The organism is Rhizobium sp. Leaf306, from assembly GCF_001423425.1.
GTDB lineage: Bacteria > Pseudomonadota > Alphaproteobacteria > Rhizobiales > Rhizobiaceae > Neorhizobium > Neorhizobium soli.
In genome coordinates, this window is sequence record NZ_LMNX01000001.1 from 1,021,192 (window position 1) to 1,044,676 (window position 23,485).

The following is a 23,485-nucleotide window of genomic DNA, read 5'->3' on the forward strand; positions in this document are numbered from 1 at the left end:
GGATGCCCGGATAGCGGGCGATGACGACCGAACCTACGAACAAGAAGACTGCCGGGCGGCTGAAAAGCCGGCCGCAGTTCCTTGCCGTGCGAAAGGGTGAAACCCGACGCGGCCGGACTTTCCTTCTGGAAGTCCTTGATCGACATCAGCCGGACGAAGCGCCGCGGGTCGGATTTACTGTTACCAAGAAGCATGGCAACGCGGTTGAACGAAACCGCATGCGCCGCCGCCTGAAAGAGGCGGTTCGGCACTCAGCCGCATTTGCAATGAAGAACGGACACGACTATGTCATTGTCGCGCGGAGGGAGGTCCTCAAGACCCCGTTTGCAGACATGACGGCACAGCTCATCGAGCGCATCGAAAGCCTGCCGAAATCGAAGCGGTCCGAGGAGACCCTTTCCAGGAAAGCATGATGGAAAAAAACCGCAATTACTTCATCGCGATCGCACTTTCTGTGATGATCGTCCTTGCCTGGCAGTTCCTCTATATGAACCCGAGGATGGAAGCTCAGCAGCGCGCCGACGAAGCACGGCTTGCGCAGCAGCAGCAGACCACCGAGCAGGCCGGACAGAACTTCACCCCGGAAAGCCCGGGCGCTGCAACCTCGACCGGCAACCTTCCTGGCGCAAACCAGGCGCAGGCGACGGCTACCCGCGAAGAGGCGCTTGCAAAGTCTCCGCGCGTTGCGATCGAGACCGCGGCCGTTTCCGGCTCCATCAACCTGGTCGGCGCTCGCTTCGACGATCTGAAGCTTCGCGAATATCATGAGACGGTCGACGACAAGAGCCCGATCATCACGCTATTCTCCCCGGCCGATACCAGAGACGGCTATTTCACCGAGCTTGGCTACATCGGCAGCGACACCAGCGGCACCGTACCCGGTTCCGGCACGCGGTGGACGCTTGCTGGCGGCGACCGGCTGACGCGCGAAACGCCGGTGACGCTGTCGTTCACGAACGACAAGGGCATCGTCTTCAACCGCACCATCGCGATCGACGAACACTACATGATCACGGTCAACGACAAGATCGACAACCCGACCCAAGAGCCGGTTTCGATCTCCTCCTATGGCCGCGTGACCCGTTACAACAAGCCGGCAACGCCGTCCGTCTGGGTCATCCACGAAGGCTTCATCGGCGTTCTCGGTGCCGACGGCAGCCTCAGCGAACATACCTATCACAATATCGAGGAAGAGGCTGTCGCCAACACGAAGGCGACCGGCGGCTGGCTCGGCATTACCGACAAATACTGGGCCTCGACGATCGTGCCGCCACAGGCGATGCCGTTCGAATCCCGCTTCACGCATTTCACCGACGGCCAGCCGCGTTACCAGGCGGATTACAAGGGCGACGCGCTTTCGATCGCTCCCGGCCAGTCGACAGAGCTGAAGAGCCTCGTGTTTGCCGGCGCCAAGGAAGTTCCGCTGATCGACCAGTATGTCGAGCAGCTCAAGATCCCGCATTTCGATCTCGTCATCGACTGGGGCTGGTTCTACTTCATCACCAAGCCAATGTTCAAACTGATGGACTTCTTCTTCCGTCACGTGGGCAATTTCGGCGTGGCAATCCTTTTGACAACCGTCGTCGTCAAGCTGCTCTTCTTCCCGCTGGCGAGCAAGCAGTATGCCTCCATGGCCAACATGAAGCGCATGCAGCCGCGGATGGAAGAGCTGAAGGCCAAGCACGGTGATGACCGCATGGCCCTTCAGCAGGCGATGATGGCGCTCTACAAGGAAGAAAAGATCAACCCGATCGCCGGTTGCTGGCCGGTGGTGCTGCAGATCCCTGTCTTCTTTGCGCTCTACAAGGTGATCTATACCACCATCGAAATGCGCCATGCGCCGTTCTTCGGCTGGATCCAGGACCTTTCTGCGCCGGACCCGACATCGCTGTTCAATCTGTTCGGTCTTCTGCCTTACGACGTCCCGCATTTCTTGATGATCGGCGTCTGGCCTATCATCATGGGCATCACGATGTTCATCCAGATGCGCATGAACCCGACGCCGCCGGATCCGACACAGGCGATGATCTTTACCTGGATGCCGCTGGTCTTCACCTACATGCTGGCATCCTTCCCGGCCGGTCTCGTGATCTACTGGGCATGGAACAACACGCTTTCGGTGTCGCAGCAGGCCCTGATCATGAAGCGCCACGGCGCCAAGATCGAGCTGTTCGACAACATGAAGGGGCTGTTCAAACGAAAGCCCGCGGCGTCCAAATAGCTATTCTTCAGAAACCCCGGTTCGCCGGGGTTTTTCTTTGGCCGATTGAGAGCCTAGCGAGCGGAAAGCGACATTGGCTGGCGTGGGTGGATCAGTCCCGCCTTTAGGCCGGCGCTAGGTTGCCCGAGGCAAGTTCCGCAAGCAGAGTAGAACATGCTGACGCTGGAATTGCTCCAGCAACCGGAACAGTCCCATGCCCGCGCCCTTCCCGCCGCCCACCCCACCGGGTCCACCCTTGGCCGGCACGATCCCCGCGAGCCTTCCCGGCTCGGAATACCGTATCGGCGCCCTGCTCGTCTTCGGCTCTGCTTTTGCCTGGAGTTTCGGCGGTGCGATCGCCCGCTTTCTCGATATCCCCGACAGCTGGACGATCGTGTTCTGGCGCAGCCTGTTCGGCACCCTGTTCCTGCTCGCCTTCATGCTGCTGCGCGACGGGCCGCGCGGCACGGTGGCGCTGTTTCGCAGCATGGGCTGGCCGGGCCTTTCGGTCGGCCTCTGCTTCATGGTGGCGTCCACCTGCTTCATCATATCGATCCAGTATACGACCGTCGCCAATGTGGTGCTGCTCGGTGCCGGTGTGCCGCTGTTTGCGGCGCTGATGGTCTGGCTGTTTTACGGCGAGCGCATATCGGGGGTTACCTGGCTTGCGATCGGCACCGTGATCGTCGGTGTCGGCATCATGGTATCGTCCTCGTTTACCGGAAAGGTCTCGCCGCTCGGAGACGGTCTGGCGCTGATCATTCCGCTGGTGTTTGCGCTGGCGACCGTCATCACCCGCCGTTACCCGCATGTGCGGATGACACCCGCCACCTGCTTCGGATGCTTTGCAGCCGGCATGATCGCGCTGACGATGTCTTCGAACCTCGCGGTCACCCCGGGCGAACTCGGTATTCTCTTCATCTTCGGTGCGCTCAATCTCGGGCTCGGCATGGCACTGTTCGTCACCGGTGCGCGGCTTATCCCCTCAGCGCTGGCTGCCCTGCTCGGCACTGGTGAAACCGTTCTCGGGCCCGTCTGGGTCGCCGTGATCCACGGCGAGATCCCGGCACCGCGCACGATCGCGGGCGGGGTGCTGATCCTTGCGGCGCTCATCACCCATCTGACATTCGAGTTTCGTCGCCAGAAGAGACAGAACCGGTCGAACGCTTGACATATGGGGCTAAAACCCGGAAGCGATGTCCTTGAATTGAAGACAGGACGACGAGACCATGGCCGCAGACCATAATTCCGAGGAAAAGACGCTGTTCGGCCGCGCGTGGATCTTTATCCGCGGCGTGCCCTCGATGGAGTTTCTGCCGCCGGAAGGACCGCTTGAGATCGCGTTTGCCGGACGCTCGAATGTCGGCAAGTCCTCGCTGATCAATGCGCTCGTGGGCTACAAAGGGCTGGCGCGCACATCCAACACGCCGGGCCGCACACAGGAACTGAACTACTTCGTGCCCGACGGCTATTCCGGCCAGGCAGGCGACCTGCCGCCGATGGCGCTGGTTGACATGCCCGGCTACGGCTATGCGCAGGCGCCGAAAGAAAACGTCGATGCCTGGACGAAGCTTGTGTTCGATTACCTGCGGGGCCGCGCCACGCTGCAGCGCGTCTATGTGCTGATCGACAGCCGCCACGGCATCAAGAAGAACGACGAGGACGTGCTCGACCTGCTCGACAAGGCCGCCGTCTCCTATCAGATCGTCTTGACCAAGACGGACAAGATCAAGGATCCTGCGGTTCCGAGGCTGATTGCCGAGACGCTCGAAAAGATCCGCAAGCGGCCCGCCGCCTATCCGGAAGTGCTGTCGACATCGTCTGAGAAAGGCCGCGGCCTGGACGAGCTGCGCGCTGAGATCATGAAGACCATCGGCCGGTAAATCTCCCGAAACGCAAAAATCCGGCCGCCTGCGACAGGCGACCGGATCTCTATGCGAGGCTTCGACCTGTTTGGGTCAGCCGTTACATCTTCGGCAGCAGAACCTTGTCGATGACGTGAATGACGCCGTTCGACTGCTTGACGTCGGCGATCGTCACAGTGGCCACACCACCGGTTTCGTCGGTGAGCGTGATCTTGCCCATGCTTTCCTTGGCCTTCAGAACGCAGCCGCCGACGGTCTTGACGTCATGCGTGCCCTTGTCGTCCTTGATCATCTTTTCGATCGCGGTCGACATGGCGTTCGCGGCCACGACGTGGCAGGTAAGGATCTTGGTCAGCTGTGCCTTGTTTTCCGGCTTCAGCAGGGTTTCGACAGTGCCCTTCGGCAGCGCAGCGAAGGCTTCGTTGGTGGGCGCGAACACGGTGAACGGACCTTTGCCCTGCAGGGTCTCGACGAGGCCCGCAGCCTTCACGGCGGCGACCAGTGTCGTGTGATCCTTGGAGTTCATGGCATTCTCGACGATGTTCTTGTCTTCATACATGGCAGCGCCACCGACCTTCGGGTTTGCGGCGTAGGCGCCGGCAACGGAGGCGGACAGGATTGCGGCGCATGCGGCAAGGCGGATTGCGGATTTAAACATTGTTCTCTTCCTCTCTACAGCCTGAACGACCCCGGCGCTGAAGGCGCCTCCCAGGTCCGGCTTTCCCTCTGTGGGGACATGGCTAGAGACGAGAGGAAAGCGGGAAGAGTTTCAAAGGCTGGCGACGCGAAGACAGAAATCCGCTATGCCTTTGATTTAGCATCCCTTAATTAGAGATCCCGGATCTTTCCGACGGCGAGAACCGGCCCGGTCCGGTGACCGGTCGGCGAGCCGCCCAATGGTTCAAGGCTGACGGCGAAGGACGCGCCGTTCTCGACACGCTTGCGATGCCCGGCCGGCACTTCGATCGTGTCGCTGCCGCTTTCCGGCAGTATACCGAGCGAGATTGCCTCTTCACCGCTGCCGGGGACAAGCCACAGTTCGAGCGAGCGGCGTTCCGCCGTCGTTGCGGCAACGGGCGTCAGCTGCAAGCGACCGCTGGCACCGTCATACCGCGCCCTCAGGCCGAACGCATTGCCCTCGCCGCTCATCTCGGCGACCAGTTGCTTGCCCGGCGCAGAGCCACCCACAGGTCCGCCGATCCAGCCCGTTGACAAGGACGCGTATGTCACCAAAAGGGCAATCGAGGCGAATGACAGGCCGCGCCACAAAAGCAGCGAGTTCCACCATCCACCGCGTGCCAGCTCGTTTCCGAAACCGTTCTGGGCGAAGACGCGCTTTTCGATCCTGGCGTAAACGCCTTTCGGCGGACGTTCCTCGCCGTATTCCGCATCGAGGTCGGAAGACAGGTTGTCCTGCCAGCGCATCACCATGGCCGCAAAGGCCGCATCACGGACGATGCGATCCTCGACGCGGCGGCGCTGGTCAAGCGGCAGGACCCCGAGCACATATTCGCCAGCCAGAAGCTGGTCGCGGGAGCGATCGTTTTCGCTTTGGTCTGGTGTCGTCATCGGTCCAGGCACTCCCTCAGCTTGAGAAGGCTGCGCCTCAGCCAGGTTCGCATCGTATTCAGCGGCACGCCATGGCGTTCCGCCAGTTCCTGATAGGTCAGGCCTTCGACATAGGCGCTTTTGACCGCCCCTGCGCGGTCAGGATCGAGCTCCTGCATGCAGCTGTCAATGCGCCTTCCTTCACCGCGCATCACCGACGCCTCCTCCGGATCAGGACCGAGGTCGGCGATATCCGTCCTGTCTTCCAGAGCGTCCGTCACGGGCCGGCGGGCGCGAAGGCGGTCGATCGAATGGTTTCGGGCGATTGCGACGAGCCAACCGGCTGCGCTTGTTCCCGAAGGGGCAAACCGATCGGCTCTCTGCCATATCCGCACGAAAATCTCCTGCAGGGCATCTTCTGATTCGGCCCTATCCTTCAGGATACGCAGGCAGACTGCGAATAGTTTCGGCGAAACGCCGGAATAAAGCTTTGTGAATGCCGTCCGGTCGCGCAAACCTACGCGGCCGATCAATTCGGCAATCTCGCGATCACTCACCAAAACCAAAGCCTCCCCGTGCGGCACAAGACGCAACGCATCGCCGCCACATACACGCCTGACCGTAATTTTGCTCATGAATTATTTGATCTGTCAAAAACATGCGTTAAAAGGCCCCACACATTTCCCCAGAGGTATTTCCATGACGGCTTCGGAAAGCGAACTTCAGGCACAACTTCTGGCACAGGCGCTGCCCTATATGCAGCGCTACGAGAACAAGACGATCGTCGTCAAATACGGCGGCCATGCAATGGGCGATATGGCTCTGGGCAAGGCGTTTGCGGCCGATATCGCGCTTCTCAAGCAGTCCGGCGTCAACCCGATCGTCGTTCATGGCGGCGGCCCGCAGATCGGCGCGATGCTGACCAAGATGGGCATCGAATCGAAATTCGAGGGCGGGCTTCGCGTCACCGACGCAAAGACGGTCGAGATCGTCGAGATGGTCCTGGCCGGATCGATCAACAAGGAAATCGTCGCGCTGATCAATCAGACCGGCGAGTGGGCGATCGGTCTCTGCGGCAAGGACGGCAACATGGTGTTTGCCGAAAAGGCCAAAAAGACCATCATCGACCCCGACAGCCGCATCGAGCGCGTGCTCGACCTCGGCTTCGTCGGTGAGGTTGTCGAAGTCGACCGGACGCTGCTCGATCTGCTCGCCAAGTCCGAGATGATCCCGGTGATCGCCCCGGTCGCACCCGGCCGCGACGGCGCGACCTACAACATCAATGCCGATACGTTTGCTGGCGCCATTGCCGGCGCGCTGCATGCCACCCGCCTGCTGTTCCTCACGGACGTTCCGGGCGTTCTCGACCGCGACAAGAACCTGATCAAGGAACTGACCGTCGCGCAGGCGCAGGCGCTGATCAAGGACGGCACGATTTCCGGCGGCATGATCCCCAAGGTCGAAACCTGCATCGAGGCGATCCGCGCGGGCGTTCAGGGCGTCGTCATCCTCAATGGCAAGACCGCGCACTCGGTGCTGCTCGAGATCTTCACCGAACACGGTGCGGGCACGCTGATCGTTCCCTGATCAGCAGCAAGAGCTCGGCCTTCAGGACATCAGAAGGCCGAGGATACCGCAGACGATCAGCAGGCATCCCGACAGTTCCATGCGGTTCAGCCGTTCGTGGAACAAGAAATAGGACGAGGCGAAGGTGAAGATCAGCTCGATCTGTCCGAGCGCCTTCACATAGGCCACCTGCTGCAACGTCATCGCCGTGAACCAGCAGGCGGAGCCGACCACGCCAGCGAGCCCCACAAGCGCCGAGGAGCGCCAGGTGCGTACGACCTGGACGATTTCGCGTTTGTCCTTCCACAGCATCCAGATCAGCATGAAGACGGTCTGGAATATCGTGACGCAGGTCAGCGTGACGGCGGCCTGCATGATCGAATTGGGTCCGTTGAGCGACAGCGAGGCGGAGCGGAAGGAAATCGAGGCGATGGCAAAGAGGCCGCCCGAGGCCATGCCGATCAGAGCGATCCTGCCGACCATGGCGGTGCCGAGGTTGCGCCAGGAAATCGGGAGATTGGCCATCGAGATCAGCATCACCCCGACCACCCCGACGATGATCGCCACTATTCCGCCGCTGGTCAGTTTATCGCCCAGAATGATGAAGCCGAAGATTGCCGCCTGCACCGGCTCGGTCTTCGAATAGGCGGTGCCGACCGCAAAATTCCTCAGCGAAAACAGATAGACCAGAAGCATGGTCGCGAAAATCTGCGCGAGCCCGCCGAGCACGACCCAGAATACGAACTCGAGATCCGGGCTGGGCAATGCATAGCCCACACCGAAATGCAGAACGAGCACGTAGATGACGGCGAGCGGAAATCCGTAGCCGAAGCGCACGAAGCTTGCGCCGCGGGTGCCGAGCGAGCCTTGCAGATGCTTCTGAAGCGCTGACCGCAGGTTCTGGCAAAAGGCGGCAGCGATGGTGATGGGGATCCAAAGTTCCATCGCAAGGCGGTATCACGCGGCCCGATCATCGGCCAAGGTCGGCAAGGCCCGTAAATGTTCGTCGAAGCGGATTTTCTTCTCATCCAAACGCTGGCATAACACGGCGATGGACAAGACGCCGAAGACTGCCCCTGACGCCGCCGATTTCGCAGACATCCGTGACTGGGTTTTCGATCTCGACAACACGCTCTACCCGCATCACGTCAATCTGTTTTCGCAGATCGACAAGAACATGACGGCCTATGTGCAGGAACTGCTGCAGCTGGAGCATGACGAGGCCAAGCGGCTGCAGAAGCAGTATTATCACGAGCACGGCACGACGCTGCAGGGCCTGATGCTCAACCACGGCATCGATCCGGATGGGTTTCTCGACCGGGCGCATGCGATCGACTATTCGACACTGTCGCCGCATCCGGAACTGGGCGAGGCAATCCGGGCGCTTCCCGGCCGCAAGTTCATCTTTACCAATGGAAGCGTTCCTCATGCGCAGGCGGCTGCCCGCGCGCTTGGAATTCTCGACGATTTCGACGACATCTTCGATATCGTTGCCGCCGGTTACCTGCCCAAGCCCGCCGACGAAACCTACGACAAGTTTGCCAGCCTCCACACGGTCGACATGAAGAACGCTGTCATGTTCGAGGACTTGCCGCGCAACCTCGTCGTTCCGAAAGCGCTCGGCATGCGCACAGTACTGCTGGTGCCGCGCAATCTCGATACTGTCGTCATCGAGCGTTGGGAAAAGTTTTCAGACGAGGACGATCACATCGATTACGTCACCGACGATCTCACCGCATTCCTGTCAGGCCTCAAATTCGCGTAGGCCGCGCCTTACCAAAAGTTCATCTACATTACAGATGTTTAAGTGGTTTTGACCAGTTGCCGATCCTATCTTCAGGCTATCGAAGCAACCGGAAAGGACCACTCGATGATCGCGAAGAAGATAGTTTTGGCAAGCCTGAGCGCTGCTCTTATCGCTGGCGCAGCCATCCCCGCCTTCGCTGCACCAGGCCCTGACGGACCACGCCACCATGAAGGTCGACGCGGAGGCCCTGACGGCGGCCCGCATGGCGGTCCACGCGCTGCGATGATGCAGGATGTAATGTTCGTTCGCCTTCTCAAGCAGGCGGATACGAACAAGGACGGCAAGATTTCCAAGGAAGAGCTGACCGCTCGCCAGGAAGCGCTTTTCGCCGAGATCGACCTCAACAAGGACGGGTCCATCACCCGCGGTGAAATGGTTGATTTCCGTGACAACAAGATGGCCGAGTTCCGCAAGAACAACCCGCCGCCGACGCCTGAAGAGGCTGAGGACGAAGGCCCGGATGCAGACGGCCCGATGGCAGAAGGACCCGAGGGTGAAGGCCCTAAGGCTGAGGGCCCCAAGGCTGACGGACCACGTGCCGACCGCGAACAGGCCCGTGACCGCCACCACGACCGGCACGAGCGCCGGGAAGCTCGCCGAGATCGCGGTCCTAGGGGTGGACCTGGCGACGGTATGATGGGCCCCGGCATGTTCCGCATGATCGACGAGAACCGCGATCGCAAGATCAGCAAGGAAGAAGCCGCTGCTGCCACCGAAAAGCTGTTCGCCCGCATGGACACGAACAAGGACGGACAGATCACGATCGACGACCTGCCGGACCGCCCCCTCTAGTTCTACGCCCCCCTGAACTAGACCGGTAGTCGTCTGATGGACCCGCCTTCCCTTCCGGGAGGCGGGTCCAGTCGTTTCAACTGTCAGAAACGTGTCAGAGCCGCGCCTCAACGGCCGATACCTCAGGGATAGACGGCTGAGCGCCTCTCTGAAGGCATGCGAGCGAGCCCGCAACGGCTGCGCGCCGCAGGGCATCTGCAAAGCCTATCCCCTGATCGAGACTTGCAGCCAGATAGCCGCAGAACGTATCGCCGGCACCCACCGTGTCGACGGGCTCTATCTTCAGGCCCTTGGCCGACAGGATTTCACCATCAAGCATGGCAACGACCCCTTCGCCACCGAGCGTGACCACGAACGTCTGGCCGGTCTCACTGTGAAGGCGGCGCAAAACTTCTTCGCGCGCTTGGGCGTCGATGATCGTGCAACCTGCGAGCAACTCGAATTCGGTCTCGTTGGCGACTACGATATCGGCGAGGCCGGATAGTCGAACCGCATCTGCCGTCAGCGGCGCAGTGTTGATCATCGTCCGGATGCCCTTCGCCTTTGCTGCACGGAGTGCGGCCTCGACGGCTGCCGGCGGGATCTCGAGCTGCAGCATCAACGTGTCTGATGGAGACATGGCCTCCACCGCGCCCTGCGCCTGCGCCTCGCCGATCGTGCCATTGGCACCGGGCACGACGGCGATCATGTTCTCGCCGCTGTCATCGCCGACCAGGATCAGTGCTGTGCCGGTCGAAATGTTTGTCCGCGTGACCGCTGACAGGTCGGTTCCGGATGCCTGGAGCAAAGCCAGCGCCGGGTCTGCAAAACCGTCGTTTCCGACCGCGCCGACCATGCGCACGTCGCTGCCTGCGCGGCGGGCGGCCAGTGCCTGGTTCGCACCCTTGCCGCCGGAGGCCGTCGCAAAGGTCGAACCCACAACCGTTTCGCCCGGGCCCGGCAACCGCTCCGTCGTTGCGATAAGATCCATGTTGATGGAGCCGAAGACGGTGATCATGCTGTGCCTGCCTGTTTTGTGAAATGCGGGCTGACACTGCCCGAGAGGATCAGTCCTCGTCAACTACCCTCAAGCGCAGCGAACCGGTGCGGCTTTCGACTGCGCCGGATGCCGGAACTGCGGGGGTTGGTCCAGCGTGGGGTATCGGGGCGGCCACCGGTGCTTCCAGTTCGAGCGCTTCGATCCTTGCACCGCGCCGGCCGAGCTTTTCGGTCGACGTCACGATCTGCTCGACATCCTTCTGGGCTGCGAAGAAATGCGATTGCAGCTTGCGGGTCCGCTCGTCGAGGCGACCGAGATCCTCCATCAGCGAGGCCACCTCGCCCTGGATCAGATGCGCCTGCTCGCGCATGCGCTGGTCTTTCAGCACGGCCTGGATGACCTGGATTGACAGCATCAGCAGCGACGGCGAGACGATGACGATCCTCGCGCGCTGCGCCTTCTGGATCACGCCCTCGAAATGCTCGTGGATCTCGGCAAAAATCGATTCGGACGGCACGAAGAGAAAGGCGGTGTCCTGCGTTTCTCCGGCGATCAGGTATTTCTCCGAGACATCGCGGATATGGACTTCCATGTCGCGACGGAATTGCTGGGATGCGGCACGGCGTGCTTCGGGAGCAGCCGCTTCGCGAAACGCATTCCATGCCTCCAGCGGAAATTTCGCGTCGATGACGAGCGGTGGCAAGCTGTTCGGCATACGGATCACGCAGTCCGGTCTCGACCCGTTCGACAACGTCTTCTGGAATTCGAAGGCACCCATCGGCAGGCCGTCGGAAACGATCGCTTCCATCCGGCCCTGACCAAAGGCGCCGCGCGTCTGCTTGTTGGAGAGGATCGCCTGCAGTCCCACGACATCCTTGGCAAGGCTCTGAATGTTGTTCTGGGCAGCATCGATGACGGCCAGACGCTCCTGCAACTGGCGCAGGTTGTCATGGGTGGATCTGGTCTGTTCGGTGATGGTTGCGCCGATCCGGTGGGTCATGCCATCGAGCCGCTGGCCGACGACCTGGCTGAGTTCGACCTGGCGCGCGGCAAGCGTTTCGCCCATCGCCGAAAGCCTGCCCTGCATCTCACCCTGCATCCGCATCAGTTCCCCCATGCGGGCCTCGGCGTCTTCCGCCTGACGGCCGCTGCCTCCGGAAAGGCGCATGAGAAACAACATGAGAAGCATGCCGAAGACGCAGGAAGCGGCCATCAGCACCAGTGGGTGCTGGCTCTCCAGAAAACGGGAAATCTCGGGGAACAGGTCATTCATGGCGGCAAGCTAGCAGAAAACCGCGGATTGGAAAGATCAAAACGGGAACATTGATCGAAAACGGCGATCCGGGGCTGTTCCATCGGCGAAAAAGATAGGTTATGGGATCGCCATGACGATCAAGCCGCTTATCATTCTTCCAGATCCGCTCCTGCGTCAGGTGTCCAAGCCTTTCGAACGGGTGGATGACGCACTTTTGAAGCTCGCGGACGACATGCTGGAAACCATGTACGACGCTCCGGGCATCGGCCTTGCCGGGATCCAGATCGGCGTTGCCCGCCGCATTCTCGTGGTCGACGTGTCCCGCGAGGAGGACGAGAAGAACCCGATCGTCGTGATCAATCCGGAAATTATCCGCTCTTCGGATGAGCGATCGGTGTATGAGGAAGGTTGCCTCTCGATCCCGGAATACTATGCCGAGGTGGAGCGCCCGGCCTCCGTGACCGTCAAGCATCTCGGTCGCGACGGCAAGGAGCACGTGATCGAAGCAGATGGCCTGCTCGCGACCTGCCTACAGCACGAGATCGACCATCTGGACGGCGTGCTGTTCATCGACCATATATCGCGCCTGAAGCGCGAAATGGTGATCAAGAGGTTTACCAAGGCTGCCAAGGCGAAGGCGGTCTAGCGATCGTTTGCAGGCAATCTCGGTTTGAAGGCGCGTTCCTTGCGGGCGCGAAAAGGTCCATGTCTCTTCGCATCATCTTCATGGGCACGCCGGAATTTTCCGTGCCGACGCTGCAGAACCTGAAGCAGGCAGGCCACGAGATCGTCGCGGTCTATAGCCAGCCGCCGCGTCCGGGCGGGCGCCGCGGGCTCGATCTCGTCAAGTCGCCGGTGCATCAGGCCGCGGAACTTCTCGGCATTCCGGTCCTGACACCGCTCAATTTCAAAAGTGAGGACGACCGTGAGATCTTCAGGTCCTTCAAGGCGGATGTCGCCGTGGTCGTTGCCTATGGCCTGCTTCTGCCCGAAGCGATTCTGACCGGCACCCGGCTCGGCTGCTACAACGGCCACGCTTCGCTGCTGCCGCGCTGGCGCGGTGCTGCCCCGATCCAGCGCGCCATCATGGCTGGCGATGCAAAGACCGGCATGATGGTGATGCAGATGGAAAAGGGCCTCGATACCGGCCCGGTGGCGCTTACCAAGGAAGTCGAGATCGGCGAGGCCATGACCGCAGGCGAGCTGCACGACCGCCTGATGCTGACGGGCGCCCGCGCCATGGTCGAGGCGATGGAGAAGCTGGAAGCCGGCGACCTGCCGCTGACACCGCAATCTGAGGACGGCGTGCTCTACGCGTCGAAGATCGACAAAGGCGAAACGCGCATCGATTTCTCGAGGTCTGCGCGCGACGTTCACAACCATATTCGCGGGCTTTCCCCGTTTCCGGGCGCCTGGTTCGAGGCCGAGATCAACGGAAAGCCGGAACGGATCAAGGTTCTCTCGTCTGCCTTAGGCTCCGGACAGGGAGACGCCGGCACTGTTCTGGACGATCACTTGACGATCGCCTGCGGTGAAGGCGCCGTTTGTCTGAGGCGGCTGCAGAAGGCCGGCGGCAAGCCGCTCGATGCCGCCGATTTCCTGCGTGGCACGGCGATGACGGCCGGAATGCGGGTCGCCTGATGCCGCGTTACAAGATGATCGTTGAATATGACGGCACGTCCTATGTGGGCTGGCAGATGCAGGACAACGGTCATTCGGTGCAGGCCGCGCTGCAGAAAGCGATCCTGAAGCTGACCGGCGAGACGGTATCGGTCCGTGGCGCAGGGCGGACCGATTCAGGCGTGCATGCCTGGGGCCAGACGGTTCATACGGATCTTTCCCGCGAGTGGGTGCCTTACAAGCTGCGCAACGCCGTCAACGCCTATCTGATGACGGCATCGGAAAAGGTTTCGGTCATCGATGTCAGCCTCGTCGACGAGACCTTCGATGCGCGGTTCTCGGCCACCAAGCGGCACTATCTCTACCGCATTCTCAACCGGCCTTCTCCCTTAGCGCTCGAGGCGAACCGGGCGTGGTGGGTGTCAAAACCTCTCGATCATGAGGCGATGCATGCCGCAGCCCAGATGCTGGTCGGGCATCATGATTTTACCACCTTCCGCTCCACCCACTGTCAGGCGAAAAGCCCGGTCCGGACGCTCGACCGGCTGGACGTGACGCGCTCAGGCGATCTGATCGAGATCCGCGCTTCGGCTCAAAGCTTTCTGCACAACCAGATCCGCTCCTTTGCCGGAACGCTGAAGATCGCCGGACAAGGCAAGGTTACGCCTGAAGACGTTAGGGCAGCGCTCGAGGCACGCGACCGCAAGCAGTGCGGCCCGGTGGCCCCGCCGGATGGTCTTTATTTCATGAAGGTGGATTATCCCGACGACCGTCAGGACGGATAGACGCCCAGGAACCGCTGCAGCACCTCGGACAGAAGCATGTCCGGCACGATCAGCACCATCACCAGTGCCGTCACCAGCAGCGGCTGCGGGCCGCAAAGCATGTGCATCACTCGCGTCAGCGCGACGACGACGGCAACCAGCAGCGACAGATGTAGAAGCGCCAGAAATCCGGTCATGCCGATCGGCAGGATGAAGGCTGCCGCCAGAACTGCGTAGGCATAGGCAAACGGCACGGACAGCCAGTTGACCACGATCACCATCGTCGGGAATTTCTGGCCGAGCCCGAATAGCGCGCAGACGATGCCCACCAGAATGAGCGGCAGGATCCAGTCGATCGCCTCCAGCATGCCGAGCCGGAAGAAGAACAGGCCACCGGTCTTCGTCCCCGGCGGCATCGCCTGCAGAAACATCATCCGCCACCAGGCCCAGGTGACGAACATTGCCGGCAGACACCAGACAAAGGCCCAGAAGGAGCGCAGCAGGCCGCGGTCGGAGAGATCGAGCTGTTTGAACCCTTGCTCATCGCCCTTGATCAGCAGCCAGATGCCGGACACGTAAAACCGGACTTCAGCGTAGCTGGGCATCGGCACCTCTTGGATTGGGAATGCGGGAAGAATGTCCGCGGTGGGCAATCATGCGACCGTCACTCCAAGGCTTGTCTCCAGCCAGGACACGACGACCAGTTCGGTCAACACGGTGAACCCGAGCAGCGAAGCCCGCAACCATGGGGAACCGCCGACAACCGTCGTCAGGAGCCGCCAGTAGAGAAGAACTGCACCGACGAGAACGGCGAGCATGACGGCAAGCAATCCATATCGGTAAACGAGGCCCGCACCGAACAGGCTGCCCAGCGCAAGGCTGACCGGAAATGCCGTCACGTAAGACGCATAGACCAGTGGCACCGTGAACCAGTTGCGCGTCACGATCAGCGTGCGCAGCAGCGGTCGCAGTCCGAAGGCGACAGCGACGAGGCAGATGGCGAGAACCGGAACGATCCACTGCGCGATCTCCACCAGAAACATCTTTCCGGCGAATGCGAGGACACCGTCACCGCCCCTTGGATGCGCCTGCGCATATTCGGCACGCTTGAACATCCATCCCGCGACGATCGCGGGCAGGCACCACAGGATCGCGAGAAAGGACCGGGCAACGCCCTTGTCGGAAATGTCGAAGGCGCTGAGGCCGCGCGCATCGCCGCGGATCAGCAGCCAGAGACCGCTTAAGTGATGGCTGAGGTCATGAAACCGCAGCATCGCCGAACCAGCGGGAGAGGAAGGTTCCGTAGATCTGCGTCAGCGTTTCGAGGTCGGCAATCGCTACCCGCTCGTCCACCATGTGCATGGTCTGGCCGACGAGGCCGAACTCGACGACCGGGCAGTAATCCTTGATGAAACGCGCATCGGATGTGCCGCCGGTGGTCGACAGCGCGGGCACCCTGCCCGTCACCGCCTCGACGGCGCCCGAAAGCGAACTGATCAGAGCGTTGTTGCGGGTCAAAAAGACGTGGCTCGGTCGCTCGGCCCAGACGATTTCGTAACGGACTTTGTCGCGACCGGGACGCAGCGTCTGGTCGCCTGCGGCCGCATCGAGACGGCGCAGGATCTCGGCTTGGACGGTTTCGGCTGTCCAGGTGTCGTTGAACCGGATGTTGAAGGCGAAACTCGCCTTGGCCGGCACGACATTGGTTGCCGGGTTGCCGATATCAACCGTGGTGACTTCGAGGTTGGAGGCCGGGAATTCCGGTGTCCCTTCGTCGAAGGGCGGGTGCATCAGGGCATGCGCCAGGGGTAGCAGCCCGCGCACCGCGTTATCGGCGAGATGCGGATAGGCGGCGTGGCCCTGGATGCCATGGACCCTAACCTTGCCGGAGACGGAGCCGCGGCGGCCGATCTTGATCATGTCGCCCAGCACATCCGGATTGGTCGGTTCGCCGACCAGGCAGGCATCCCAGCGCTCGCCCTTGTCGGCTGCCCATTTCAGCAGCTTCTCGGTGCCGTTGACGGCCGGGCCTTCCTCGTCGCCAGTGATCAGGAAGGAGATAGAGCCCTGCGGTGCGCCGTGTTCTTCGATATGGCGGGCAACCGCTGCAGCAAAGCAGGCAATGCCGCCCTTCATGTCGACGGCGCCGCGGCCGAACATTTCTCCGCCCTCGATTTCGGCGGAAAACGGAGGATGGCTCCAGGATGCCTCGTCGCCGACCGGCACCACATCCGTGTGGCCGGCAAACATCAGATGCGGACCGGTCGTTCCAAGCCGCGCGTAGAGGTTCTCGATGTCGGGCATGCCGGGCTCGGTCGCCACCATCCGCTCGACGGTAAAGCCGAGCGGCGAAAGCATCGCCTCAAGCGCCGACAATGCGCCGCCTTCGGCGGGCGTGACGGACGGGCAGCGGATGAGGTCCCGCAGGTTTGCGATCGGATCGACAGCGGACATCGGGATTGCCTTCGGTTAGTCGCGCAGCAGTTCGTTGATACCGGTCTTGGAGCGGGTCTTTTCATCGACCGTCTTGACGATGACGGCGCAATAGAGATGCGGTGCGGCCAGGCCGTTCGGCATCGTGGCATTGCCTGACGGCATCGAGCCGGCAACGACGACCGAGTAAGGCGGCACTTCGCCGAACGAGACTTCGCCGGTGGCGCGATTGACGATCTTGGTCGACTTGCCGATGTAGACACCCATTCCGAGGACCGAGCCTTCGCGAATGATGCAGCCTTCGACGACTTCCGAACGGGCGCCGATAAAGCAGTTGTCCTCGATGATGGTCGGGCCGGCCTGCATCGGCTCCAGCACGCCGCCAATGCCGACGCCGCCGGACAGGTGCACGTTCTTGCCGATCTGTGCGCAGGAGCCGACGGTTGCCCAGGTATCGACCATCGTGCCTTCATCGACATAGGCGCCGAGATTGACGAAGGACGGCATCAGCACGACGTTCTTGCCGATATAGGCCGAGCGGCGCACGACGGCGTTCGGCACCGCGCGGAAACCGGCCGAACGGAACTGGTTCTCGCCCCAGCCTTCGAACTTCGAAGGAACCTTGTCCCACCAGGTGGAGGCGCCGGGGCCGCCCTTGACGACTTCCATGTCGTTGAGACGGAAGGACAGAAGAACCGCCTTCTTCAGCCACTGGTTGACGGTCCAGCTGCCATCCTCGCCGCGCACGGCCACACGGGCCTCGCCGGCATCGAGCAGGTTCAGCGACTGCTCAACGGCATCGCGGATCTCTCCCTTGGTCGAGATCGTCACAGTGTCGCGGTTGTCGAACGCGGTTTCGATCGTCTTTTCGAGGGAGGAGAGGTCTGCGCTGCTCATGGAGAATCCTTCGTCGTCGTCGATATCGTGATGGCCGCAAAGGCCCGGGACACAGCCGTGTGGCTGGCCAAATGGTGCCAATTGCTCTAAGCGACCGGCACTCAAGCGTCAATGCGAATTGGCGTCAACGCATATAAGCGAACGGCTCCGGAAGGGTTATTGCGATGGCACGGGTGAAGAATGACGGACCACGGCGGAAGGACGGGGTCTGGGATCCGCTGAAGGACAACAAGGCCGACAAAAGTGCCGCCGCAGTTCAGCCGAAAACACCGCAGACGCTGTCGCCGACCTATCGCCTTGCCTTTGCCGATGAGGATTTCCTGAGCCGCGAAGAATTGCGGCCGGTGCGGCTGCAGCTGGAACTCATGAAGGCCGAGATGATGCTCGCCGAGGCCGGGATCAAATCCACGGTCGTGCTGTTCGGCGGCGCCCGCATTCCGGCACCGGGCCAGGCGCCTTGGGCGGCTCACAACGAGACCCAGCGCAATAACCTGATCGCAGCCTCGGTTTTCTACGAAGAGGCCCGCAAGTTCGCGACGCTTTGTGGTGTGCATTCGGCAGCCTACGACCATCAGGAATATGTGGTCGTGACCGGTGGCGGACCGGGCGTGATGGAGGCCGGCAACCTTGGCGCGTCGGAGGTTGGCGCACCGAGCATCGGGCTCAACATCATGCTGCCGCACGAACAGGCGCCCAATCCTTACGTGACGCCGGAGCTCTCATTCAACTTCCACTATTTCGCGATTCGCAAGATGCACTTCCTGATGCGCGCCAAGGCCGTTGCCGTCTTCCCGGGCGGCTTCGGCACGCTCGATGAGATGTTCGAGGCGCTGACGCTGATCCAGACCAAGCGCATGGAGCGAATCCCGCTCATCCTGTTTTCAGAAAAGTTCTGGCGCGGCATCGTCAACTTCGAAGCGCTTGCCGATTTCGGCACGATCTCGCCGAAGGATCTTGAGCTGATCAGCTTTGTGGAAACCGCAGATCAGGCGTGGAAGATCATCGCGGATTTCTACGGGCTTTGATGGTGGGACGGTGCAGGTTCCTTACCCTCTCCCCGTGCGCGGGGAGAGGAAACAGGCCCTGATCGGGCAATGACCATTCAGCTTGCCGGTTGAGCTTGAGCCCTAGAGACGGCCGACGCGCTCGGTCAGCAGCTCGAAGAAACCATCCGCGTCGACATGGCGCATGAAGGTCGCATTGGCCGTGCGGCCGGTAACGCCCCACCAGTCGGCGACCGTCATGCCGACGGTGAGTTCCGATTCGGTCTCGATCTCGACATTGCAATGGCGGCCGGTAAAGAGGTCCGGCTTCAAGAGATAGGCGATGACCGACGGGTCATGCAGCGGGCCGCCGTCGGAGCCGTATTTCTCGATATCGAAGCGCTCGAAGAAGGCAAGCCATTCGACGAGAACCTGCGACGGGCGGTTGCCGAGTGCGGCGATCTTTTCGACCCGTGCCTTGGTGGTCAGCAGCTGATGCGTGACATCGAGCGGCATCATGACCACAGGGATACCGGCGCCGAACACGATCTTGGCCGCCTCCGGATCCACATAGATGTTGAATTCGGCTGCTGGCGTGATGTTGCCGCCTTCGAACAGGCCGCCACCCATCATCACCAGTTCCTGGACGCGCGAAGCAATGTCCGGCGCCTTGGTGAGCGCCATGGCGATGTTGGTGAGCGGACCGAGCGTGCAAAGCGTCACGGTGCCTTCCGGCTCGCGGCGCAGCGTCTCGATGATGAAGTCGATGGCGTTCTGTTCCTGCGCGACCATGGTCGGCTCAGGCAGTTCCGCTCCGTCGAGACCAGTCTTGCCGTGGACGTGTTCGGCGGTCACCTGCGGCCGGTTCAATGGCTTCAATGCACCTTCATAGACCTTGGCATCGGGCCTGCCGCAGAGCTCGCAGACGATCCTCAGGTTGCGGCTGGTAAACGACAGCGGCACGTTGCCGGCAACGGCAGTCAAACCCAGCACATCCAGCTCGTCGGGGCTCGCAAGGGCCAGCATGATGGCCGCTGCGTCGTCCTGACCGGGATCGGTGTCGATGATGATCTTTCTGCGTTGCATGTCTCTTCCCCTTGAACTTTACGGGTTTTTGAGCCGGGTTGCGGATCGTGTCAAGCGCTCGCCGGCGTCTTGCGCTGACTGCCGCAAATTCCCATATATTGACCCGTCGGCGGGCCTTATGGACGCCGGCACAGTCGCTGGATAAAAGCTGGGACGACCGATGAGCCGTATGACACCTTTCGCAAGCCCTCTCCTCCTGGGCTTCGACGCGATGGAAAAGACACTCGAGCGATTGGGCAAGGGAAGCGACGGCTACCCGCCCTACAATATCGAGCGCATCAAGAAGACAGCGGGTGACGAACCACGCGAGGACGAATGCGACCTGCTGCGCATCACGCTTGCGGTGGCCGGTTTTTCGGAGGCCGAGCTCGAGGTCATGACCGAAGAAAACCAGCTTATCATTCGCGGCCGGCAGGCCGAGCAGAACGAGCGCGACTACCTCTACCGCGGTATTGCGGCCCGCCAATTCCAGCGGATCTTCGTGCTGGCGGACGGGATGCAGGTGTCCGGCGCATCGTTGAAAAATGGTCTTCTTTCGATCGATCTGATCCGCCCCGAGCCGGAGCGTGTAGTGCGAAAAATTAACATTTCCGTCTCACAGTAGATCAATCAGCAATCGCTGATGCGTCCCCACTGTGGAGGCAGAAATGCTTATGAAAGAAGCGAATCCGAGCTTGACGGAGTCCGAACTCGCGCATCTCGGAAACGGCGAAGTCGGTTACATTCGCAAGATGAAGTCGGACGATGTGTCCCGCTGTTTTCCCGAGGCTCCGGACATCGATCCCAGCCTTGACCTTTGGGCCCTGTTCGGTGCGGACGGTACGCCGATCCTGCTCACCGACAACCGCTCCAGCACCTTTTTCAAGGCTGCCGAAGACGAGCTGAAGACCGTCACCCTGCACTGATCGGAATGAGCGTCAGACCTTGATGAATGTCAGGTAGGCGGATGACCGTCCTTCCCGGCGAGCCTTGTTCTCGTATCGCGTACCCGGCCAGCCGGCATAGGGCGTGAGCCAGTCCGAAGCCTGTTCTGCCTGCCAGGCAAAGCCGCCATGATCGCGGCAATGGATCAGCGTCCAGTTCACATAGGTATCGATGTCGGAGGCGAAGCAGAATGTTGCGCCCGGCTTCAGCACGCGGTGGAACCGCTCCAGGTTGACCTGCGACACGAAGCGGCGCTTCCAGTGCTTCCGCTTTGGCCACGGATCGGCGTAGAGAAGGTCGATCTGATCGATCGACGCATCCGGCAGCCAGTCCAGAACCTGGGTCGCATCGTCATCGTAAAGGCGGATATTGCGCAGACCCTGCTCTTCCACGCTGGCCAGAAGCTTCGCCATGGAATTGACGAAGGGCTCGACGCCGATAAAGCCGGTCGACGGATTTTCGGCGGCGCGGTGGATCAGATGCTCGCCGCCACCGAAACCGATCTCCAGCCGCATCCGCTCGACGGAGAAGTCGTAGAGGCTCTCGATCCTATCCGGTGCAGGGTTGGCGAGATCGAGCTTCAGTTGCGGCAAAAGCGTTGCCAGACCTTCCGCCTGCTTCTCGCGCAACGGCTTTCCCTTGCGGCGGCCGAAAAAGGCTTCCGTGGAACGGCTGGGATGCGGCTTGTCGGTCATGGATCGTATTCTCTCACGGTAAAAGCGGGCGCCTTCGGCAGAAGGCACCCGCTTTACTGTCTTACAGGCGTGCTCGTAAAGGGCGATCAGGCCGCTTCGAGCTGATCACCCTTGAGGGCGTCCTTCAAAGGCTTCACGAGATCGGTCTTTTCCCAGGAGAAGGAACCGTCGCGACCGGCCTTGCGACCGAAGTGGCCGTAGGCAGACGTCTTTGCATAGATCGGCTTGTTGAGATCGAGGTGGCGGCGAATGCCGGACGGCGAGAGGTCCATCGTCTTGCGGATTGCCGCTTCGATCTGGTCTTCCGTCACGTTCTTGCCGGTTCCATGCAGGTCGACATAGATCGACAGCGGCTGGGAAATGCCGATCGCGTAGGAAATCTGCAATGTGCAGCGTTCGGCAAAGCCGGCGGCCACGACATTCTTGGCAAGATAGCGGGCAGCATAGGCTGCGGAACGGTCGACCTTGGTCGTGTCCTTGCCGGAGAAAGCGCCGCCGCCATGGGGCGCTGCGCCGCCATAGGTGTCGACGATGATCTTGCGGCCGGTGAGGCCTGCATCGCCATCGGGACCGCCGATCACGAACTTACCGGTGGGGTTGATGTACCACTTGCAGTCGGCTGCGATCGGAAGTTCGCCGAGCGCTTCGCGGATATAGGGTTCGACGACGGAGCGAACCTTCTTCGAGTCCCAGCTGGGATCGATATGCTGTGTCGAGAGGACGATCGAGTCGACGGCGGCCGGCTTGCCGTTTTCGTAACGGACGGTCACCTGGCTCTTGGCATCGGGGCCGAGCTTGGCGGCTTCGCCCTCGCCCTTCTTGCGGGCCGTGGCAAGCAGCTGAAGGATCTTGTGCGAATAATAGATCGGCGCCGGCATCAGGTCCGGCGTTTCCTTGCAGGCGTAACCGAACATGATGCCCTGGTCGCCGGCACCTTCGTCGCCCTGACGGTCGCTTGCGTTATCGACGCCCTGCGCGATATCGGCGGACTGCGAATGGAGGAGGACGTCGATCTTGACCGTCTTCCAATTGAAGCCATCCTGTTCGTAGCCGATGTCGCGGATTGCCCGGCGCGCGGCCGACTTGAACTTCGACGGGTTGATCACGTCGTTGCCGTTCTTGTCCTTCTTCATCAGGCTCGGCGGCAGGCGGACTTCGCCCGCAATCACCACCCGGTTTGTCGTCGCCAGCGTTTCACAAGCGATGCGGACGCCCCAAGGATCAATCCCTGTCTTTGCGGCTTCGCGGTAGACGAGATCGACGATCTCATCGGAAATACGATCGCAGACCTTGTCCGGATGACCTTCTGCAACGGACTCACTCGTGAACAGATAACTGGCGCGCATAACGGGATTCCCCTCAAAGAACAGACATCGAATGTTTAGTAAGTTCGCCTGCCGAAAACAAGCGTACAACGACATAAATATATCTTTATGCGTCCAAGCGATTACCAATTCCTTGAGGTCACGGCATAAAAAAAGCGGCCCGGAGGCCGCCTTTCAAATAATGACCGGTCGACCGGTCATTCCGTCTCGGCATCGGCGGCAAGCGCCTTGACAAGATCCACCAAACGGCGGCGAACCTTGGGATCGGCGATCTTCACAAATGCGCGGTTCAACTGCAGCCCCTCAGAGGACGACAGGAAATCAACCACGTAGTTCGAGCTGGATGCTTCCGCCATACCGGACGCTCCACCCGCCTGATCGCCTGGCGCATCTTCGAAGAAGAAGGAGACCGGGACGTTCAAGATGGACGAAATGTTCTGCAGACGGCTGGCGCCAACGCGGTTCGTTCCCTTCTCGTATTTCTGAATCTGCTGGAATGTGATACCAAGGCTCTCCCCCAGCTTTTCCTGGCTCATGCCCAGCATTGTGCGGCGCAGACGAATCCGGCTCCCGACGTGAATATCAATCGGGTTCGGCTTCTTCTTGTTTTCAATCATAACGACGTCCTGACGAAGTTGCTGTCAATCTTCAACCCGGTCCGCGTGTGGGAGATACACTTTGGTGGCGCCGGTCACAACAAATCCGGCAAGCAAGGTGTATGGCGAGACGATAGGCCAAACCACTAT

The 23,485-nt window shown here is 61.1% G+C and carries 27 protein-coding genes; 13 read left to right on the forward strand and 14 right to left on the reverse strand.

What is annotated here, in order from left to right; translation table 11 throughout:
* Nucleotides 1-20 precede the first annotated feature (20 nt).
* The 4 genes from rnpA to yihA all read left to right on the forward strand — a co-directional run bounded on the left by rnpA (nucleotide 21) and on the right by yihA (nucleotide 4,083).
* On the forward strand, nucleotides 21-413 hold the full coding sequence (gene rnpA / locus ASG19_RS04725; protein WP_062453971.1) for a ribonuclease P protein component: 393 nt from the start codon (nucleotides 21-23) through the stop codon (nucleotides 411-413).
* On the forward strand, nucleotides 413-2,221 hold the full coding sequence (gene yidC, locus ASG19_RS04730) for a membrane protein insertase YidC (protein WP_062453972.1): 1,809 nt from the start codon (nucleotides 413-415) through the stop codon (nucleotides 2,219-2,221). The genes rnpA and yidC overlap by 1 nt, the downstream gene beginning before the upstream one ends.
* A 193-nt stretch (nucleotides 2,222-2,414) precedes the next feature.
* A complete protein-coding gene (locus ASG19_RS04735; protein ID WP_082476190.1) occupies nucleotides 2,415-3,371 on the forward strand; it encodes a DMT family transporter in 957 nt (318 codons plus the stop codon).
* Nucleotides 3,372-3,429: 58 nt separating this feature from the next.
* Entirely contained in the window at nucleotides 3,430-4,083 is a 654-nt protein-coding gene (gene yihA, locus ASG19_RS04740; protein WP_062453973.1) for a ribosome biogenesis GTP-binding protein YihA/YsxC, read from the forward strand.
* 82 nt (nucleotides 4,084-4,165) lie between these two features.
* Here the strand turns inward: yihA and ASG19_RS04745 are convergent, their stop codons facing one another.
* The 3 genes from ASG19_RS04745 to ASG19_RS04755 all read right to left on the reverse strand — a co-directional run bounded on the left by ASG19_RS04745 (nucleotide 4,166) and on the right by ASG19_RS04755 (nucleotide 6,170).
* A complete protein-coding gene (locus ASG19_RS04745; RefSeq protein ID WP_062453974.1) occupies nucleotides 4,166-4,723 on the reverse strand; it encodes a fasciclin domain-containing protein in 558 nt (185 codons plus the stop codon).
* Nucleotides 4,724-4,893: 170 nt separating this feature from the next.
* Nucleotides 4,894-5,634, reverse strand: coding sequence for an anti-sigma factor (locus tag ASG19_RS04750; RefSeq protein WP_062453975.1), 741 nt, complete (start codon nucleotides 5,632-5,634; stop codon nucleotides 4,894-4,896).
* Nucleotides 5,631-6,170: a sigma-70 family RNA polymerase sigma factor gene (locus tag ASG19_RS04755; RefSeq protein ID WP_062454914.1), complete on the reverse strand. Its 540-nt coding sequence runs from the start codon at nucleotides 6,168-6,170 to the stop codon at nucleotides 5,631-5,633. The genes ASG19_RS04750 and ASG19_RS04755 overlap by 4 nt, the downstream gene beginning before the upstream one ends.
* Before the next feature lie 142 nt (nucleotides 6,171-6,312).
* Here ASG19_RS04755 and argB point away from each other — a divergent pair, with 142 nt between their 5' ends.
* Nucleotides 6,313-7,200 (forward strand): acetylglutamate kinase, encoded by an 888-nt coding sequence (gene argB, locus ASG19_RS04760; RefSeq protein WP_062453976.1) that lies wholly within the window; start codon nucleotides 6,313-6,315, stop codon nucleotides 7,198-7,200.
* Between the two features lie 21 nt (nucleotides 7,201-7,221).
* On the opposite strand, the gene ASG19_RS04765 is transcribed toward argB, so the two are convergent.
* On the reverse strand, nucleotides 7,222-8,124 hold the full coding sequence (locus ASG19_RS04765) for an EamA family transporter (protein ID WP_062453977.1): 903 nt from the start codon (nucleotides 8,122-8,124) through the stop codon (nucleotides 7,222-7,224).
* Nucleotides 8,125-8,230: 106 nt separating this feature from the next.
* Here ASG19_RS04765 and ASG19_RS04770 point away from each other — a divergent pair, with 106 nt between their 5' ends.
* Nucleotides 8,231-8,944 (forward strand): pyrimidine 5'-nucleotidase, encoded by a 714-nt coding sequence (locus ASG19_RS04770; RefSeq protein ID WP_062453978.1) that lies wholly within the window; start codon nucleotides 8,231-8,233, stop codon nucleotides 8,942-8,944.
* 105 nt (nucleotides 8,945-9,049) lie between these two features.
* A complete protein-coding gene (locus ASG19_RS04775; protein WP_062453979.1) occupies nucleotides 9,050-9,778 on the forward strand; it encodes an EF-hand domain-containing protein in 729 nt (242 codons plus the stop codon).
* Between the two features lie 94 nt (nucleotides 9,779-9,872).
* Here ASG19_RS04775 and ASG19_RS04780 read toward each other — a convergent pair whose 3' ends face one another.
* Both ASG19_RS04780 and rmuC read right to left on the reverse strand, forming a co-directional pair.
* Nucleotides 9,873-10,775 carry a ribokinase gene (locus ASG19_RS04780; RefSeq protein WP_062453980.1) on the reverse strand — a complete coding sequence of 301 codons (903 nt, stop codon included), beginning with the start codon at nucleotides 10,773-10,775 and terminating at the stop codon, nucleotides 9,873-9,875.
* Nucleotides 10,776-10,824: 49 nt separating this feature from the next.
* Nucleotides 10,825-11,937, reverse strand: a complete 1,113-nt coding sequence (rmuC, locus tag ASG19_RS04785) for a DNA recombination protein RmuC (protein WP_244476113.1) — start codon at nucleotides 11,935-11,937, stop codon at nucleotides 10,825-10,827.
* Between the two features lie 205 nt (nucleotides 11,938-12,142).
* On the opposite strand from rmuC, the gene def reads away from it, so the two are divergent.
* The 3 genes from def to truA are packed head-to-tail and all read left to right on the forward strand — an operon-like array spanning nucleotide 12,143 to nucleotide 14,417.
* Entirely contained in the window at nucleotides 12,143-12,658 is a 516-nt protein-coding gene (def, locus tag ASG19_RS04790) for a peptide deformylase (RefSeq protein ID WP_062453982.1), read from the forward strand.
* Nucleotides 12,659-12,717: 59 nt separating this feature from the next.
* On the forward strand, nucleotides 12,718-13,653 hold the full coding sequence (gene fmt / locus ASG19_RS04795; protein ID WP_062453983.1) for a methionyl-tRNA formyltransferase: 936 nt from the start codon (nucleotides 12,718-12,720) through the stop codon (nucleotides 13,651-13,653).
* Entirely contained in the window at nucleotides 13,653-14,417 is a 765-nt protein-coding gene (truA, locus tag ASG19_RS04800; RefSeq protein ID WP_062453984.1) for a tRNA pseudouridine(38-40) synthase TruA, read from the forward strand. Before fmt ends, truA begins: the two co-directional genes overlap by 1 nt.
* Here the strand turns inward: truA and ASG19_RS04805 are convergent.
* Genes ASG19_RS04805 through dapD form a run of 4 tightly spaced genes read right to left on the reverse strand, consistent with a single transcriptional unit; the run spans nucleotide 14,405 to nucleotide 17,726 of the window.
* Entirely contained in the window at nucleotides 14,405-15,001 is a 597-nt protein-coding gene (locus ASG19_RS04805) for a hypothetical protein (RefSeq protein ID WP_062454916.1), read from the reverse strand. The two genes, truA and ASG19_RS04805, sit on opposite strands and share 13 nt — an antisense overlap.
* A 48-nt stretch (nucleotides 15,002-15,049) precedes the next feature.
* Nucleotides 15,050-15,670, reverse strand: a complete 621-nt coding sequence (locus ASG19_RS04810; protein ID WP_062453985.1) for a hypothetical protein — start codon at nucleotides 15,668-15,670, stop codon at nucleotides 15,050-15,052.
* Nucleotides 15,654-16,850: a succinyl-diaminopimelate desuccinylase gene (dapE, locus tag ASG19_RS04815; RefSeq protein ID WP_062453986.1), complete on the reverse strand. Its 1,197-nt coding sequence runs from the start codon at nucleotides 16,848-16,850 to the stop codon at nucleotides 15,654-15,656. Before dapE ends, ASG19_RS04810 begins: the two co-directional genes overlap by 17 nt.
* A 15-nt stretch (nucleotides 16,851-16,865) precedes the next feature.
* Nucleotides 16,866-17,726, reverse strand: coding sequence for a 2,3,4,5-tetrahydropyridine-2,6-dicarboxylate N-succinyltransferase (gene dapD, locus ASG19_RS04820; protein ID WP_062453987.1), 861 nt, complete (start codon nucleotides 17,724-17,726; stop codon nucleotides 16,866-16,868).
* Nucleotides 17,727-17,890: 164 nt separating this feature from the next.
* Between dapD and ASG19_RS04825 the strand changes: the two genes are divergently transcribed.
* On the forward strand, nucleotides 17,891-18,751 hold the full coding sequence (locus ASG19_RS04825; RefSeq protein WP_062453988.1) for an LOG family protein: 861 nt from the start codon (nucleotides 17,891-17,893) through the stop codon (nucleotides 18,749-18,751).
* A gap of 102 nt (nucleotides 18,752-18,853) precedes the next feature.
* Here ASG19_RS04825 and ASG19_RS04830 read toward each other — a convergent pair whose 3' ends face one another.
* A complete protein-coding gene (locus tag ASG19_RS04830) occupies nucleotides 18,854-19,795 on the reverse strand; it encodes a nucleoside hydrolase (RefSeq protein WP_062453989.1) in 942 nt (313 codons plus the stop codon).
* 160 nt (nucleotides 19,796-19,955) lie between these two features.
* On the opposite strand from ASG19_RS04830, the gene ASG19_RS04835 reads away from it, so the two are divergent.
* A complete protein-coding gene (locus ASG19_RS04835; RefSeq protein WP_062453990.1) occupies nucleotides 19,956-20,399 on the forward strand; it encodes an Hsp20 family protein in 444 nt (147 codons plus the stop codon).
* Nucleotides 20,400-20,442: 43 nt separating this feature from the next.
* Complete coding sequence (locus tag ASG19_RS04840) at nucleotides 20,443-20,700, forward strand: DUF1150 family protein (protein WP_062453991.1); 258 nt, start codon at nucleotides 20,443-20,445, stop codon at nucleotides 20,698-20,700.
* Nucleotides 20,701-20,712: 12 nt separating this feature from the next.
* Here ASG19_RS04840 and ASG19_RS04845 read toward each other — a convergent pair whose 3' ends face one another.
* From ASG19_RS04845 to ASG19_RS04855, 3 genes are all read right to left on the reverse strand, one after another.
* Nucleotides 20,713-21,414: a tRNA (guanosine(46)-N(7))-methyltransferase TrmB gene (locus ASG19_RS04845; protein WP_062453992.1), complete on the reverse strand. Its 702-nt coding sequence runs from the start codon at nucleotides 21,412-21,414 to the stop codon at nucleotides 20,713-20,715.
* Between the two features lie 86 nt (nucleotides 21,415-21,500).
* Nucleotides 21,501-22,760, reverse strand: a complete 1,260-nt coding sequence (gene metK, locus ASG19_RS04850; RefSeq protein WP_062453993.1) for a methionine adenosyltransferase — start codon at nucleotides 22,758-22,760, stop codon at nucleotides 21,501-21,503.
* Nucleotides 22,761-22,936: 176 nt separating this feature from the next.
* Nucleotides 22,937-23,356: a helix-turn-helix domain-containing protein gene (locus ASG19_RS04855; RefSeq protein WP_062453994.1), complete on the reverse strand. Its 420-nt coding sequence runs from the start codon at nucleotides 23,354-23,356 to the stop codon at nucleotides 22,937-22,939.
* Nucleotides 23,357-23,485: the final 129 nt, after the last annotated feature.